We start from the raw sequence: 15,272 nt of genomic DNA, 5'->3' as shown, positions 1-15,272 counted from the left end.
TAATATCTTCTTCTAACTAAAAAAGGTTTGTTATGAAAAGTATTTGTGTATTTTGTGGCTCAAATGATGGAGCCAAAGGCATATATATTGAGACGGCTAAAGCTTTAGGAAAATATTTAGCTAATAAAAACATTACCTTAATTTATGGGGGAGGGAATGTTGGTTTAATGGGTTCTATTGCTAATTCTGTTTTGCAAAATGGTGGTAAAGTTATTGGAGTCATGCCAGAATATTTAGTAAAAAAAGAAATTGCACATAAAAATTTAACTGAACTTCATATAGTGGAATCAATGCATGAACGTAAAGCATTAATGGCAAAATTAGCTGATGGTTTTATAGCTTTGCCTGGAGGATTTGGAACATTTGAAGAATTACTAGAAATTGTTACTTGGGCACAATTACTTTACCATAAAAAACCATGTGCTATATTAAACGTTGAGGGATTTTTTGATTATTTAATTAAATTTATAGAGCATGCTGTCAATGAAGAATTTATAAAAAAAGAAAATGGAAAACTTTTAATTTGTGAAAACAATATCGAAAATTTATTTTCAGTAATGTTAAACTGGAATCCTGTCATTGTTGAAAAGTGGATTAAATAAAATTAGGGGCATTTGTTACTTAATTTTGTAATTTTTTGCGCCTCTTTTTTGAATTTTATTTCGTATTTTTTATTTACTTCTTTTATCGATAAAATGTAAATAGAGTCAAAATCATCATCAGGCCAAAGAGGTATTTCATCTTTTATATTATTAGTATCACGTATAAATATTTCAGTCACAATATCAACTATTTTTCTATGTTCCCAAGAAATAAAAATCGTACTATTTTTGTAACCTGGTTTTAATAGCTCTTCTGCTAGTTTATTTACTTCATTGTATCCAATTTGAGTGTTAACTGGCATTGCAAGCTTAATTGCTGTAGGTTCTATAGTTGCGAGAGGTCTTACATATGAATGCTTAATTTCATCTTTCCCTATTTCTACGCTTGGATTAGGTGCAAATATATAGTCAGGTTTTCCAAATTTCTTTATCAAAATGTTTGGTAGTTTTAGTGATCTATTTAATCCTTGGCAATTTAACTGGCCAAGAGAAGAGTCGTTAAGCTTTTCTCCATGCCTGATAAAAACCAATTTTTCCAGATCTTGCCCTACAGCAAAAAAATGAATGGTTAAGAATGCTAGTATTCCAGTGATTTTGAATAGTTTGATCATTTTAGCCTCAAATTTAATGAAATTAAAATTACTTTCTTCATAAATATTCTATCTTTTTAGAATTAATTTTCTAGGTTGTCCCTTAATTGTTTCAGTGGTAATAAATTGAGGTGTATTTTAAATAAAGGAGCTACCCGTGACTAAATTTGAAGCTTTTAGTAAAGCCTTCGAACCATCGCAAACTGAAGATAAATTGCGTAATTTCTGGAGTATTAATAAATTTTATAGTTCAAAGAGAAATCCAGAAAAGAAACCTTATACCATAGTCATGCCTCCTCCTAACGTCACGGGCGATCTCACTATGGGCCACATGATGTTCACCCTTCAAGATATCCTTATTCGCTGGCATAGAGCTCTTGGGCTTGAAGCGTGTTGGATTCCTGGAACAGATCATGCCAGTATTGCTACAGAAGCTAAGGTAACAAAAATGTTAGCCGATCAAGGGATTTCAAAACGTGAATTAGGACGTGAGAAATTCTTAGAACATGCTTGGCAATGGAAAAATAATTATGGAAATAGAATTGAAGAAAACTTAAAAACGTTAGGAATTAGTTGTGATTGGTCTAGAAATACTTTTACAATGGACGAAAAATATTCTGCAGCAGTTACTAAAGCAATTGTAAAACTTTATAAAGATGGCCTTATTTATAAAAGTCATCGTCTTGTAAATTGGTGTCCAGTAAGCCAATCTGTTATTTCTGATGAAGAAGTAAATTTTGAAGAAAAAAATGGTTCGCTTTGGTATATTAGATATGCAATAGAAAATTCAAATAATGAGCATGTGATTGTTGCAACGACACGACCAGAAACAATGTTTGGCGATTTGGCAGTGGCTGTTCATCCAAGCGATGAAAGATACATGCATTTAATTGGAAAAAATGTAATTTTACCAATTACTAATAGAAAAATACCAATTGTAGCAGATCATTTTGTGGAAAAGGAATTTGGTACTGGTATTGTAAAAATTACTCCTGCACATGATATGAATGATTTTGAAGTAGGAAAGAGACATAAATTAGGTTTGTTAAATATTTTTCATCCCGATGCAAGATTAAATGAAAATGTTCCACATGCATATCAAGGTCTTGATAGATTTGTAGCGCGAAAAAAATTAATAGCAGAACTTGAAGAAAATGGTTTCGTTGAAAAAATACTTCCGCATAAGTTAGTTGTCGGTATCTCTGAACGTGGAAATGTTCCAATTGAGTTCTATTTAAGTGAACAATGGTACATAAAAATGGAAAAACTTGCTGAACTTACTTTAGATGCTACACGCTCTGGAAGATTAAAATTAATACCAGCTCATCAAGAAAAAACTTGGGAATATTGGCTCACAAATATCCAGGATTGGTGCATTTCTCGTCAATTATGGTGGGGACATCGCTTGCCTATGTATACTTGTGATCAATGTCAGCATGTGCATTGTGAAGAACATGCTCCTTTGAAATGCAGTAAGTGTGGACATACTTCTCTTACGCAAGATCCCGATGCATTGGATACATGGGCTAGTTCATGGTTGTGGCCATTTGGAGTTCATAATTGGGCTAATCCTTCGGAAGATGAAAAACTGGATTTAGAATATTACTATCCGACAGACGTTATTGTTACTGGAGCTGATATTATTTTCTTTTGGATAGCGCGTATGGTAATGGCAGGCGAATACTTTACAGGAGAAACTCCGTTTAAAGCTTGTTATTTTACCCCAATTGTTCGTGACTCGCGTGGAAGAAAAATGAGTAAGTCTCTTGGCAATTCACCAGATGTTTCTGCTGTAATGGCCAAATATGGTACAGATGCAATGCGTTTTTCTTTAGTAAACCAAATTGTTACGGGTCAAGATATTTTTTGGAGTGATGAATGTTGTGATCTAGGGAAAAATTTTGCTAATAAAATTTGGAATGCAGCTCGTTTTTTAACTATGAACGCTGAAAAATTTGATATTAATCCTGCAAATATTTCTTTTGATCAATTAAAAAATCGTTCAGATGACATAATAATGGGATGGATAACTAGTGAGTTTTTTGATTTAATTCAAAATGTTCATCAGGCGGTTGAAAAATTTGAATTTTCTCAATACACAAGTTCCATGTATGAATTTATTTGGATGACATATTGTGACTGGTTTGTTGAGTTAATAAAACCAAGATTATTTGATGAAACAAATTCTAAATTAGCAAAAGAAACATTAACTTTAGCTTTCCAAATTTTTGATGGTATCTTAAGGCTTATGCATCCAGTTATGCCATTTGTTACTGAAGAAATTTGGCAACAATTAAATCCTGAAAAGAAAAGTAAAACAATTGGATTTGAACAATTACCTTTGCCTAATATAAAATTAATTGACGAAAATTCTATTAGACATATGCGGGAAGTTCAAGCTGTTGTTGTAGCTGTTCGTGCAATTCGAGGTAAATTTAATATTCATCCAGCTACAGATTTACAAGTATATTTGCAAGATAAAAAGAATAAATTTGGAAATCTAGTCCCACAAATGGAAGCATTGGCTAAAGCTCAATTTCATTTTGAAACAACTAAACAAGGATTTTGTGCTCCTAGTTTAGTTAATGGTTCAGAAATTTTTGTTAGTTTGGAAGGTTTAGTTGATAGACAAGCAGAAAAAGAGCGACTAACTAAGAAAATAGAAAAAGTAACTACGACATTACTTGGTATTGAGAAAAAATTAAGTAATGCTGATTTTGTAAAAGGAGCTCCACCACATATTTTAGAAGGTGCCAAAAAGCAACTTCTTGATAATCAAAAAGAACTAGAAATGTTGCAAGAATCCTTAAAGTTACTTTAAGATAAAATTAAATATTTTTCTTAAAACGAAAGTAATGATATGAAATATTTATTTTGGTTAGATATGGAAATGTCAGGATTAGATCATTTAAAAGAGCGAATATTAGAAGTAGCTCTTTTAGTTACTGATCTAAATTATAATACTATCTATGAATATGAAGCTATTGTATATCAAGATCAAAGTATATTACAGGGGATGGATGCTTGGTGCACGGAGCATCATGGAAAAAGTGGTTTAACAGCTAAAGTTCCTAATGGAAAAAAAGAAACTGAGGTAGAAAAAGAACTTCTTGCTATTATTCAAAAGTATTCTCCGGGTGAAAGAGCTATATTAGCTGGAAATTCGATTGGACAAGATAGAAAGTTTATTGATCAGTGGATGCCCAATTTATCAAATGCTCTGCATTATAGAATGCTTGATGTTTCTAGTTTTAAGATTGTATTTGAGGGTATTCATAATAAAAAATATGATAAAAAGCATAAGCACAGAGCCATAGATGATATTAAAGAATCTGTTGAAGAGTTAAAATATTATTTACAGTTTGTTAAAATATCATAGTTAGCTTTAAATATTATCTCTTAACTCTTCTAACATATGGTTTTCACCTACAATCCAGAGAATATCGTTTTCAAATAATTCGCAATTGGCTTTTGGACTTTTAATACGAATATTATTTCTTTCTATTCCAACAATAGTGCAGTGATATTTTTCACTGATATTTGTATCTTTAATTAATTTTCCATTTAAACTTGAGTCATTTTTAACTATAAATTTTTGTAAGCAATAATCCATAATTTCTTTAGCTTTATTTTGTGTATTTGATGAAAATTCAAGATCTTTTTTGAATTTTTCAATTTCTTCATCAGTAGCAAAACAAAGTAAAATGTCTTGCGGAAAAATTGTTTCATTAGGTTGAGGAGATATAAATAAATTTTGATTTCTAAGTAACCCTACTATGTTAATCCCATATTGATCTCTAATATTAGTATCAGAAATTTTTTTTCCAGCCAAAAAAGAATTATAAGGAATTATTATTTCTATTAAATGTGCATCCCATGGAGCTAAACTTGAGTTAACGTGTTCTAAATTACTTGAATTTGATTCTTGATTAAAATTAGATTTAAACTTGTCTTCAAACCAGATATAATAAGCAGAAACTTGTCTTCTAAAAAATTTAAGAAAAATTAGAGAAATTACAATTATAACACTTAATGTGATAATTGAGGGAATAAAATTTAAACTTAAAAAACCAATAATTAGTAAGGTAATAATTCTTACTAAAAACTGTATGATAGCTTTTCCTCGCATAGAACTTTTTGAGTGTATATTTTTAGTATCGCACGTGAAAATATTTAACATTGCCCAAGTACTTGGAGCTCCTAAAATAAAAGCAGTAAGCCAAGAAAAAAAGTTTGCAAGTTTTTCAGACTCAATATATATGTTTATTTGCGGCTCTAAAAATACAGATACTAATGAGTAAATTGTTATTAAAACTATTAAATTTAATAACCATTTGAGAATTTTTAAATTATTTGTTTTTTGTTTTTCTTCAACAATACTAAATTTTTGGAACCAATTTATATAATTGTTAATATAATTCATAAGTTTTTTTGGTATTATATTTTCTACATTACTTGCAGAAGTTAAAGAGTATTTGATTAAATAAGGTGTTGTAAATGTCGTTATTGTTGAAGCTGCTACTATAATTGGATAAAGTTTAGAATCAATCACTTTAAAAGCAGTCCCTAAAGTTGCAATAATAAAAGAAAACTCACCAATTTGCGCAAGGCTGAAACCAGATTGAACCGCAACAGGAATTCTTTGTCCCGTTACTATTGAACCTAAAGTAACAGAAGACATTTTTCCTAAAATAATTACAAAAGAAATTACAAGTATAGTTGATAGATTGTTTATAATTGCACTTGGATCTAACAACATACCAACAGAAACAAAAAATACAGCTCCAAAAAGATCTTTTAATGGCTGGACTAAATGTTCTATATGTTTTGCTTCTGGGCTTTCAGCAATAATTGAGCCCATAATAAATGCACCTAATGCCACTGAGTAGTTAAAATATGAGGCTAATGCAACTAGTCCAAGGCAAAGTGCAATTGCAACAACTACTAACATTTCATTATTTTTTTGCTGCCCAACTTTTTTTACAAATCGTGGAACTAAAAACATTCCAATTAAAAACCATGCACCAACAACTACAGCTAATTTACCACTAGCAATTAATAATTCTAAGCCATTAAAACTTGCTGTCATGGAAATATTTGTCAGAGCTACTAGCATTAATATTGCTGCAAGATCTTCAACAATTAATATTCCAAACACCAATTCAGCAAATCGTTTGTTTTTTAGTCCAAGTTCTTCAAATGCTTTTATAATTATAGTTGTTGAGGAAATTGCAATCATACAGCCGAGGAAAATAGAATCCATATTGGACCAACCAAGAAGTTTGGCAGTTAATAAGCCAATAGAAATCATAAAAATAATTTGTATGATAGCTGTACCAGCAGCAGAAATTCCTACTTTTGCTAAACGGCGAAAACTGAATTCTAAACCTAAAGCAAACATGAGAAAAATAACACCTAATTCAGCTAAGGTTTTTAAAGAATTAACATCTACGATTGAAAAAAAGGGATGAGTATAAGGTCCAACTATAATACCTGCAACAATATAGCCTAAGACAACAGGTTGATTAATTTTCCTAAAAACATATGTGACTACTGCAGCTACACCAAGAATCACCGCTAAATCAATAATTAATTGTGGAATATGGGTCATTTATTATCCTTCATTTAGTAAAAAAATGAATTTACCATTATAACCTAATTCATAATCTAGCATTGAAAAATAATAAAGAATTATAAATAATGTTTTGTTTTTTTAAAAACAAGCATTAAGGAAAGTTTATATGTAAGTATTATCAAAAAAATTAATTAATAATTTATATATTTTATTTAATATATAAATTATATAAATTATTTATTACAGCTTAAAGGACTAAATAAAAGAAACTGACCTTTTTTATAAGTATTTTCAATTGCAAAACTAGAAAGATGTTCATTAGAATTATTTACTGGTATCAGATTGTAAAAAGAAGAATCATCAAGGTTATATTGAATTCCTTTTTTGCACGATTCACTAAGTTTTCCTAAAATCTCAAAAAAATGTTTTTCATTTTTTGAAATGGAAAAGATTTTAGTTTCATTCCCATTACATAGTATAGTTTTAGTTTCTCCTAAAATCTTGATATTTTTATCTTCCAAATAAGAATTTGCGTAATTACTTTCTGATTTACAAAAAATATTTACTTCTTCTAATTGGTTAGCAAGAATAATATTAGAGAATAAACAGGATGTAAAAATGAAACTTATGTTTTTTAGCATATAAAAACTCCCTTTTTTTGCTAACTTTTCTAAAATGTGGATACTAACGGGAAAGGATTTAATAAATTCGTGATCTTATAGATAACAAATTTTGCTTGTAAAGCAAAATAGGATTTACCTTTAAATAAAAATTATTAATATTATGTGGTTATCTAGTAATCTTTTTTTTTGAGTTTTTTGTTTGACAATGCAACTGAATTGCTTTACAAACCTTTTAGTCGGTAGAGTTTTCTCTCCAAAGGAGTTTGAATGAAAAGGCTTGAGGATTTATCTCCTATAGCACATCGCATTATTGATGCCGCTGAACAATTGATTCAGCAAAATGGGTATAATGGTTTTTCTTACGATGATATCTCACGGCAGGTAGGGTTAAAAAAACCAAGTATTCACCATCATTTTGCGACAAAAGCAAATTTGGTTAGTATGGTAGTTGAAAGATATACAAGTCGTTTTGCAGCACTTTTAAGTGAATTAGAACGCAATAATCATACAGCACTGCACAAACTAAATGGATATATCCAGCTTTTTAGTAAAACTTTCGAAACGAATAGAAGGCTCTGTGTTTGTGGAATGTTAGGCGCTGAAGCGGATATTCTTCCTCCTGAAATAACAAAAGCAGTAGGAGAATTTTTTGAACTCAATCAGCAATGGCTAACTAAAGTATTTGAAGAAGGTACAAAAAGTTTGGAATTTAAAAGTAACATTGATTCTAAAAAACAAGCTTTGTACCTGTTGTCTGCTTTAGAAGGAGCTATGATTGTTGGCAGAGGTGTTGGTTCTGATTCTGCGTTATTGGAAGTAGCGCAATCAGCAATTCATTCCCTTGTGAAGTGAATTTTTTTTGAGAACATTACAAACCAACTAGTCGGTTTGTAATACAAGGATGGATCTGTTTCTGTCTTTTGCTACTAAATTTTATGAAATTGGAGTTTTGTCATGGCTAAGAGAATATTAATGGTTTTAACTTCTCACGAAGATATGGGCTTAAGCGGTAAAAAAACTGGTAACTGGTTTGATGAGGTAGCTACTCCTTACTACACTTTCAAACAAGCTGGGCATGAGGTTGTTATTGCTTCTCCAAAAGGTGGAAAAGCACCAATTGATCCTTTCAGTTATGAAGAAATGTTTATGACAGAAAACACTCATAAATTTCTCAAAGATGAAGCTGCTATGCGTGCATTAGCAAATACATCTGTACTTCGGAATATTGATTATCGTGCATTTGATGCAGCCTTTTTCCCTGGTGGTTATGGACAACTTTGGGACTTAGCAAGTGATTCTTTTGCACTTCAAATGATTCAAGACTTTTTATATTCTGAAAGATTTGTTGCTCTAATTTGTCATGCACCAGCTATCTTGCGTGATGCTAAAAAACCAAATGGTGAACCTTTAGTAAAAGGTCTAAACGTTACAGGATTTTCTAACTCAGAAGATGATGAACTTGATTTATCAAGACATCTATTGTTTCAATTAGAAACAGCTTTAAAAGAAAAAGGAGCAATTTATCATCGTTCAGAGAAAAATTGGGTACCTAAAGTTGTTACTGATGGTTTCTTAATTACAGGTCAAAACCCCGCTACTTCTCCATTTATTGCTAAAACTTTAGTTGAGCAAATGGCGAAATAAGTAAACAAAGTTTAGTATTTACTAAACTTTGTTTTTTTTGTTTGTCAAGATCATCACTGTTAAATTCTTTTAAACTTTCTTAATTTAAATTAGAATAAAATCTATTTATAAAATGGGAGGAGTTAAAAGGAATGTTGGCGAAAATTAAAAAAACTTTTTATATTCTTAGTATTATATTCTTTAGTATATCATCCTATGCCAAAAAACCAAAAATTGCAGTTGTAGTTAAATCTTTAAATAATGAATTTTTTAAAGAAATGCGCAATGGTATTGAGCAATACAAAACAATTCACTCGGATAAAGTAGAAGTTATTTTTAAAGGAGTTCAAACGGAAACTGACCATGAAGGACAACTAAAAATTATTAATGAACTTGTTAAAGCAAAAATAGATGCCTTAGTAATAGCTCCCGTTGATTCTTCTAAAGTAGTGCCCACAGTTTTAAAACTCCTTAATCAAAATATAATAGTTATTAATATGGATAATAAAATTGATGATAGAGAATTAGCAAAATATAAAATAAATATTCCATTTGTTGGGCCAAGTAATTTTAATGGAGCAAAGGAAGCTGGAGCTGTACTTGCCCAAGAAAAATTAAAAAATGGGGATAAAGTTGCAATTATTGAGGGCTTATCATCATCTGTAAATGCAAAATCAAGAAGTGAAGGTTTTAGAGAAGCTATGCGTGAAGCTCAAGTAACTGTGGCACAAGTAAAGTCAGCTGATTGGGAAGAAGCTAAGGCGTATGAAGTTACAACTCAATTTTTAAAAGAAATAGATAATTTAAAAGCTATACTCTGCGGAAACGATACAATGGCAATTGGAGCAATTAAAGCAATTGAAAAATTGAATTTTAAAGATAAGGTTTTTGTTGTTGGATATGACAATATTCCAAGTATAAAACAATATTTCAAAACAAAGGAATTGTTTGCAACTGTAGATCAATTTCCGGCTTTACAAGCTACAACTAGTATAGACTTAGCTGTTGAAGCTGTGAATAAAAAGATGAAACAAAGTGATTTACCAAATGTATTAAAAACTAAAACAGGTGTTATTTTAAAAGATTAAACTCGATACGATTTGTATTATAGAATTTTATCATATTATATTTTTGCCAAATTTCTTTTGTTTTACTTGAAAATAATGCTTCGGATAGTGCTTCACGCAATTTTTTTACTAATTGTTGCTTTAAATTATTGTTACAAATTAACCATTTTTCCACTTTAAAAATTTCTAAATTAGGTTTAATTTTTTTTGTATCTTCTTTGTTTAAAAGATCTAAATTAATGTCGCTTATTAAAATATCAAATCTATTTGAAAGTAACATTTTTATTGCTGAATCAGACTTAAATATTAAAGAGTATTGTATTCCATTCAAGGATAAAATGTCTTTAACCTCAGCTATATCTATCACTCCAACTTTATATTTTTTTAAATTTTGAATACTTTTTAAATTTATGTTACTTTTTTTTGCGCTATATGCCCATATCTTTAATTGAGCTAGTTTACTGACATACAAAAGAATTTCCGAAGTTTCTGGTGAATAATTGGCAGAAAATACACAATGATTTGGCGTTTTTTCAATATCTTTAAGACCTCTGCGTGTAGGTGTTTTTTGAAACTCAAATTCTATATCGTGTTCATTTGCTATTATTTGAAATGCTTCAATAAAAGGTCCAGTTAATTTATCGTTTTTTTCAATAATAAATGGTTCCATAGTTTCAGCTAATAAGATAATCTTATTGCTTTGAGAAAATACAGGCAAGTAAATAAGGCAATAGAAAGCAAGAAAGCACTTAAATAGCATTTAGAATTTCCTTATTTGCTGTCATTAGTTTTTTAATTATATCAAACAATTAATTTTTACAAAATACATTTAAATTAAGTTGTTTTAAATAGGAATTGTTACTTTGGAATATAGCCAGTATTAATTAAAAAAAATTCTTGAGATAATTTAATTGAAGTTTTGGAAATAAAAAAGGCTAGCTTTACAGAAAGCTAGCCTTTTTTTCGCGGAAGAAATTATTTCGAATTTCTTGCTTTATTAACAAAAGAATTTAAACGGCTGATACGACGAGCCATATTATTCTTATGAATAGTGCCTTTTTGACGAGTTTTAGCAATTGCTGATTGAGCGTTGCGTAATAATGCATCAATCTGAGAAAAGTCTTTTGCTTGTACAGCTTCAAGAACTTTTTTTACCGCAGTTTTCATAGTGCTCATATTAGCACGGTTGCGGAGACGGCGGACTTCAGTTTGACGTGCGCGTTTTTCGGAAGATACGTGATTTGCCATGATGGACTCCAAAAAATAAATAAGTATGTGCTGCGAAAAAAAAAGGTGTTATTACACATACTTGGCTGAACCAATATAACACCAGAAACACTCACTAGGTGCATTGGATACCTAGTAGATTAAACAATTATCTTTTAGTAAGAGCAGCAAGATCTACTTTTTTGATTTTAAGAAGATTTGCAACGCTATCAGTCGGACGACAACCTACACCATACCAGTGAACTAATCTGTCAGTTTTGAGTTCTACTTCAGATTGTGCTGTCATAGGGTTATAGTAGCCTACTCGCTCAATAAAACGGCCATTACGCGCATTACGAGAGTCAGTAACTACCACGTGGTAAAAAGGACGGCCTTTGTTGCCTAATCTTTGTAATCTAAATTTAAGAGCCATGATTTACTCCTTGAATGACTTTTGCCATGTATTGAGGCACTTGCTGCCAGGGTGTCATGTTTAAAGCGTAATTGCCTTAAACTCAACCAAGCACAGGGTGCGTTGCGAGTGAATAATCGTATGAAGCTAGGTTCAGACGACAACGTAATTGCCTCTGATAGACCCTTCTGCAAGAATTGTCAAGAAAATATAAGGATATCTACAGAAATGAGGGATAGGAGTTATAACTAGAAGAAATTCTGCTTTTTGGTATAATTTCATAAATTTAAGGAGTTCAATGTGCAAACAGATTTTCTTAAACGAGCATTATATATCACTAGCGAAGAAAATTTAGCACAAATTATGGCAGGTGCCTTAAAAAGGTGTGGAGCTCGAGAAATTATTAGAGTCCGAAATGTCGCTGAAGCTATTGATATTATATATAAAAAAAGGGAATTAATTCATTTTGTATTAGAAGATGTCACAATTTTTGAGCATTACCACTTTTTTCCATCTAGGTTTATCAATGCAGGATACAGGTTTAAAGTTCCTCCTCCCTGCATAGCAGTCTGTGAAGTTAATGATAATCTTGATTTAAAACTTCTTAAGGAAGCAAAATATGCAGATTATGTACCCAAGCCACTGAATGAATCTTTTTTAGAGCAACGAATTAGAAATTCATATTTAAAAAGCTATCAATATCAAGAAACGGGTATTCTAGTGGCTGCTATTGAATCATTACTTACCAACAAAGAACCTGAGAAAGCATTGGCAATAGCTCTACCTGCATTTGCAAGAGTAACCCGAAAAAGAGAAAATATTATGGCTTTAGCTAATATATACTATGAATTAAAAGAATATAAATTTTCAGAACTCGCTGTAAAATTTCTTCTTGCGCAGAATAAAAACGATATTGGAGCTAAAAATATGCTTATGAAAATATTGTTAGCTAGTGGTAGAGTTAATGAAGCAAATAAATTAAAATTTTAATGAAAATGAAATATCTGAAATTACAAAGGGGATTATTTCATGCAATTGATAAAAAAAATATTATGTGTCACTGATCTATCTGATGAATCAAAAAATGCAGAAGTTATTGCATTAAGATTTGCTAATGTATTTCAAGCTGAATTAACTATTCTTAGTTGTGGAGAGTATTATGCTCATGTTCCAAATAATTATTTTGATGAGAATGTAATTCAACCACAGCCTGAGTATCCACATACTGAAGATTATATAAGATTTATAGAACAAAAAAAGCTTGAAACTATCGATCATTTTAAAAACTTAAGTAAAATATTTAATTTAAGTCTTCCTGAAAATATTCTTTTTGAAATTAAGCTAGATAATGAAGTAACAGCGACAATCGATGCTGTTGAAGAGAAACATTATAATTATGACTTAGTGATTGTTGTCAAGCAGCAATATAATTTTTGGGAAAGAATTTTATTTGGTTCACCTGCAATAGAAATTTGTGACGAATGCCATATTTCAACTTTGCTTGTTCCTGAGAGTGAAGATTGGATTAATTGGATGCCTAAAATAATTACTTTTGCAAGTTCATTAACTGAAGATAGTTTATTAGCAGAAAAATATGCTACTGAAATAACTGGAAAACTTAAAACAGATTTAACAATTTTACATATTATTGATACATTAAATTTGCATTTTGATTTAAATGTATCACATATTTTTCCAATAGATTATGTCCCTTCACAAGTACAAAAAGAAACTATTGAAGAAATAAAAAAGCAAAAACAAATTCAGTTAAATACTGTCTATGAAAGAGTTAAGCAAGAAATTAAAAATAGTAATATTGTAACTTATATGGATTTTGGTCGGGTTGGAGATGAAATATTGAATTACATTAGTAAAAATTCTGATCGAAATCTGCTTGTCATAGGGGCAAGTGCTGGTAGTGCTTTGAAAAGATTTTTTTTAGGGAGTAAGACAGCAGCAATTGAGGAAGCTTGTCAAATTCCATTATTAATTGCTCAAAAAATACCCACCCATTTTATTGAAAAACAGTAGCATTAAAATACAATTTATGTTAGTCTCCAGCTAGACTTCGTTGAATAAAGGAGTACTTATGCCAATTCAAGTTGCAGCGGATGGTTTTGAATTAACTAATGCATTAAAAGATGCTTGTGAAGCAGAAACAAAAGATAAATTGTATCCTATTGCTTTAAATAATATTACAACTAAATGGACCTTATCAATCCAAAGAGAAGAGCAAATTTCCCATTTAATTTGGTCAGATGGTAGTTTTAATGGTAATGTAACAGTAAAATCATCTGATATGTACAATAGTATTCATCAATGTGCAAAAAAAGCATTAGAACAAATGAAGAAGAGTCATGAAAAAAAGCAAAACCATAAAGCAACTAAATTTTCTCAAAACATTTATGCTGAGGAATAAAATAACTTAACAAATTCAGATTATGAAGTTTAAAAGCAAAGCAGAAGTAAAAATTTACTTCTGCTTTGCTTTTTCCTCTAAATGAACTATCAAAGAAAGTACTTCGTTCATTTTTTTTGTATTGCTAGCTAAATAAAAAGACTCTAAAGATTTTATTGCAAAATTATCTTCAGTGAAATCTAATCCATATGCGCACTCATATAAAGAACCCGATATGTCAAAGTAACCTAAGGTCATAAAAAGTGCAGCGGGTTTTGCACAAATATCTGTAGAAATTTTAGATGTATTCCTAATTTTGTCAGTTAATTCTTTTGGCAGAGGTTTTTTTTCTTTAGCCAAACTCAATGCATTTGTAATAATTTTTTTATTATCTGCATTGCTAAACATTGGAGAGTAAAAATTATTTTCAATCATTAAGATTAAAACTTCATAAATTTTAATAGCAGAAAAAAAGATACTATTACTATGAAGTAAAAACGCATCAAGAAGCATATTTTCTGGATTTGTTTCTTTGTTCTGAATTGCTAATATAAATTCATATTGCTTTAAATCATTGTATTTGAGATAATTAGTATTATTTTTAGCAGTATTTTTTAACGCTTCTCCATAAATTAATTGATAATTTTTTATATTAAAAAAAGAAAGTAGAAATAAAAAGTTTACTAGTATAATTGCTATAAAATAAATATAATAGTTATCAATAAATTTCTTTTTTATTAAAGAGTTACTTTTTTCAGACAATATAATTTTCAAATTCCAATTGTGCTTAGTAGTTAAGGCAAAACCAAATAATACTCCAGCTATTGAGCCGCCTAAATGAGCTGCCCAATCAAATATAGTTGAAAATATTCCAAATCCAATATTCAATATTATATTAACAAGAATAATGTTCCCAAGTTGCATTCCAGTTCTTTGATGTTTTAATTGAGCTGAAATTTTTTCTTCGTACTTTTGGATAACATAAAGACAAAACAAAATGCCAAATATACTGCTCGATGCTCCAGCAGATGTACTTGGTATAAAAGCAAAACTACAAATATTTCCTGTAATACCAGCTACAAAATATAAAATAATTAAATTTTTAGAACCTGCTATATATTCAAAAATTCTGCCAACAGACCACAAACCAAACATATTCACTACAAGGTGAATTAA

General features: G+C 30.1%; 16 protein-coding genes. 9 read left to right on the top strand and 7 right to left on the bottom strand.

Going from position 1 to position 15,272, the window contains the following annotated elements:
- The first annotated feature begins 32 nt into the window (after window positions 1-32).
- Window positions 33-602, top strand: coding sequence for an LOG family protein (locus GOY08_RS12225; protein ID WP_158999204.1), 570 nt, complete (start codon window positions 33-35; stop codon window positions 600-602).
- A 2-nt stretch (window positions 603-604) separates the two neighbouring features.
- Here the strand turns inward: GOY08_RS12225 and GOY08_RS12220 are convergent, their stop codons facing one another.
- Window positions 605-1,213 (bottom strand): hypothetical protein, encoded by a 609-nt coding sequence (locus GOY08_RS12220; RefSeq protein WP_158999203.1) that lies wholly within the window; start codon window positions 1,211-1,213, stop codon window positions 605-607.
- Window positions 1,214-1,349: 136 nt separating this feature from the next.
- On the opposite strand from GOY08_RS12220, the gene GOY08_RS12215 reads away from it, so the two are divergent.
- Both GOY08_RS12215 and orn read left to right on the top strand, forming a co-directional pair.
- Entirely contained in the window at window positions 1,350-4,013 is a 2,664-nt protein-coding gene (locus tag GOY08_RS12215) for a valine--tRNA ligase (protein ID WP_158999202.1), read from the top strand.
- Window positions 4,014-4,052: 39 nt separating this feature from the next.
- A complete protein-coding gene (gene orn / locus GOY08_RS12210; protein ID WP_158999201.1) occupies window positions 4,053-4,571 on the top strand; it encodes an oligoribonuclease in 519 nt (172 codons plus the stop codon).
- Window positions 4,572-4,577: 6 nt separating this feature from the next.
- Here orn and GOY08_RS12205 read toward each other — a convergent pair whose 3' ends face one another.
- Window positions 4,578-6,803 (bottom strand): cation:proton antiporter, encoded by a 2,226-nt coding sequence (locus GOY08_RS12205; protein ID WP_158999200.1) that lies wholly within the window; start codon window positions 6,801-6,803, stop codon window positions 4,578-4,580.
- 197 nt (window positions 6,804-7,000) lie between these two features.
- The gene (locus tag GOY08_RS12200) at window positions 7,001-7,408 is read right to left on the bottom strand and encodes a hypothetical protein (protein WP_158999199.1); all 408 of its coding nucleotides are present in this window, start codon (window positions 7,406-7,408) and stop codon (window positions 7,001-7,003) included.
- A gap of 249 nt (window positions 7,409-7,657) precedes the next feature.
- Here GOY08_RS12200 and GOY08_RS12195 point away from each other — a divergent pair, with 249 nt between their 5' ends.
- The 3 genes from GOY08_RS12195 to GOY08_RS12185 all read left to right on the top strand — a co-directional run bounded on the left by GOY08_RS12195 (window position 7,658) and on the right by GOY08_RS12185 (window position 10,101).
- Window positions 7,658-8,242, top strand: a complete 585-nt coding sequence (locus GOY08_RS12195) for a TetR/AcrR family transcriptional regulator (RefSeq protein ID WP_202914059.1) — start codon at window positions 7,658-7,660, stop codon at window positions 8,240-8,242.
- Window positions 8,243-8,344: 102 nt separating this feature from the next.
- The gene (locus GOY08_RS12190; RefSeq protein ID WP_158999198.1) at window positions 8,345-9,034 is read left to right on the top strand and encodes a type 1 glutamine amidotransferase domain-containing protein; all 690 of its coding nucleotides are present in this window, start codon (window positions 8,345-8,347) and stop codon (window positions 9,032-9,034) included.
- 131 nt (window positions 9,035-9,165) lie between these two features.
- Complete coding sequence (locus GOY08_RS12185; RefSeq protein ID WP_158999197.1) at window positions 9,166-10,101, top strand: substrate-binding domain-containing protein; 936 nt, start codon at window positions 9,166-9,168, stop codon at window positions 10,099-10,101.
- On the opposite strand, the gene GOY08_RS12180 is transcribed toward GOY08_RS12185, so the two are convergent.
- From GOY08_RS12180 to rpsP, 3 genes are all read right to left on the bottom strand, one after another.
- Window positions 10,085-10,840 (bottom strand): substrate-binding periplasmic protein, encoded by a 756-nt coding sequence (locus GOY08_RS12180; protein ID WP_158999196.1) that lies wholly within the window; start codon window positions 10,838-10,840, stop codon window positions 10,085-10,087. The two genes, GOY08_RS12185 and GOY08_RS12180, sit on opposite strands and share 17 nt — an antisense overlap.
- A gap of 215 nt (window positions 10,841-11,055) precedes the next feature.
- Entirely contained in the window at window positions 11,056-11,328 is a 273-nt protein-coding gene (gene rpsT, locus GOY08_RS12175) for a 30S ribosomal protein S20 (protein ID WP_158999195.1), read from the bottom strand.
- Window positions 11,329-11,455: 127 nt separating this feature from the next.
- Window positions 11,456-11,719, bottom strand: a complete 264-nt coding sequence (gene rpsP / locus GOY08_RS12170) for a 30S ribosomal protein S16 (RefSeq protein WP_158999194.1) — start codon at window positions 11,717-11,719, stop codon at window positions 11,456-11,458.
- A 279-nt stretch (window positions 11,720-11,998) separates the two neighbouring features.
- Between rpsP and GOY08_RS12165 the strand changes: the two genes are divergently transcribed.
- Genes GOY08_RS12165 through GOY08_RS12155 form a run of 3 tightly spaced genes read left to right on the top strand, consistent with a single transcriptional unit; the run spans window position 11,999 to window position 14,117 of the window.
- Complete coding sequence (locus tag GOY08_RS12165; RefSeq protein WP_158999193.1) at window positions 11,999-12,688, top strand: hypothetical protein; 690 nt, start codon at window positions 11,999-12,001, stop codon at window positions 12,686-12,688.
- A 39-nt stretch (window positions 12,689-12,727) separates the two neighbouring features.
- Window positions 12,728-13,729, top strand: coding sequence for a universal stress protein (locus tag GOY08_RS12160; protein ID WP_158999192.1), 1,002 nt, complete (start codon window positions 12,728-12,730; stop codon window positions 13,727-13,729).
- A 58-nt stretch (window positions 13,730-13,787) separates the two neighbouring features.
- Window positions 13,788-14,117 carry an HPF/RaiA family ribosome-associated protein gene (locus GOY08_RS12155; RefSeq protein ID WP_158999191.1) on the top strand — a complete coding sequence of 110 codons (330 nt, stop codon included), beginning with the start codon at window positions 13,788-13,790 and terminating at the stop codon, window positions 14,115-14,117.
- 54 nt (window positions 14,118-14,171) lie between these two features.
- Here the strand turns inward: GOY08_RS12155 and GOY08_RS12150 are convergent, their stop codons facing one another.
- Window positions 14,172-15,251 carry a rhomboid family intramembrane serine protease gene (locus GOY08_RS12150; RefSeq protein ID WP_235899678.1) on the bottom strand — a complete coding sequence of 360 codons (1,080 nt, stop codon included), beginning with the start codon at window positions 15,249-15,251 and terminating at the stop codon, window positions 14,172-14,174.
- Window positions 15,252-15,272: the final 21 nt, after the last annotated feature.

Source organism: Pigmentibacter ruber (assembly GCF_009792895.1).
GTDB classification, from domain to species: Bacteria; Bdellovibrionota_B; Oligoflexia; order Silvanigrellales; family Silvanigrellaceae; genus Silvanigrella; species Silvanigrella rubra.
The sequence above is the reverse complement of the archived record's forward strand: the minus strand, read 5'-3'. Positions and strand labels throughout refer to the sequence as shown.

Bases quoted from the DNA above. Each gene is read 5' to 3' on its own strand.
- GOY08_RS12185 (WP_158999197.1), top strand. From the start codon at position 9,166: ATGTTGGCGAAAATTAAAAAAACTTTTTATATTCTTAGTATTATATTC.
- GOY08_RS12195 (WP_202914059.1), top strand. From the start codon at position 7,658: ATGAAAAGGCTTGAGGATTTATCTCCTATAGCACATCGCATTATTGAT.
- GOY08_RS12150 (WP_235899678.1), bottom strand. From the start codon at position 15,251: ATGTTTGGTTTGTGGTCTGTTGGCAGAATTTTTGAATATATAGCAGGT.
- GOY08_RS12160 (WP_158999192.1), top strand. From the start codon at position 12,728: ATGCAATTGATAAAAAAAATATTATGTGTCACTGATCTATCTGATGAA.
- rpsP (WP_158999194.1), bottom strand. From the start codon at position 11,719: ATGGCTCTTAAATTTAGATTACAAAGATTAGGCAACAAAGGCCGTCCT.
- GOY08_RS12200 (WP_158999199.1), bottom strand. From the start codon at position 7,408: ATGCTAAAAAACATAAGTTTCATTTTTACATCCTGTTTATTCTCTAAT.
- GOY08_RS12205 (WP_158999200.1), bottom strand. From the start codon at position 6,803: ATGACCCATATTCCACAATTAATTATTGATTTAGCGGTGATTCTTGGT.
- GOY08_RS12220 (WP_158999203.1), bottom strand. From the start codon at position 1,213: ATGATCAAACTATTCAAAATCACTGGAATACTAGCATTCTTAACCATT.
- orn (WP_158999201.1), top strand. From the start codon at position 4,053: ATGAAATATTTATTTTGGTTAGATATGGAAATGTCAGGATTAGATCAT.
- GOY08_RS12180 (WP_158999196.1), bottom strand. From the start codon at position 10,840: ATGCTATTTAAGTGCTTTCTTGCTTTCTATTGCCTTATTTACTTGCCT.
- rpsT (WP_158999195.1), bottom strand. From the start codon at position 11,328: ATGGCAAATCACGTATCTTCCGAAAAACGCGCACGTCAAACTGAAGTC.
- GOY08_RS12225 (WP_158999204.1), top strand. From the start codon at position 33: ATGAAAAGTATTTGTGTATTTTGTGGCTCAAATGATGGAGCCAAAGGC.
- GOY08_RS12190 (WP_158999198.1), top strand. From the start codon at position 8,345: ATGGCTAAGAGAATATTAATGGTTTTAACTTCTCACGAAGATATGGGC.
- GOY08_RS12155 (WP_158999191.1), top strand. From the start codon at position 13,788: ATGCCAATTCAAGTTGCAGCGGATGGTTTTGAATTAACTAATGCATTA.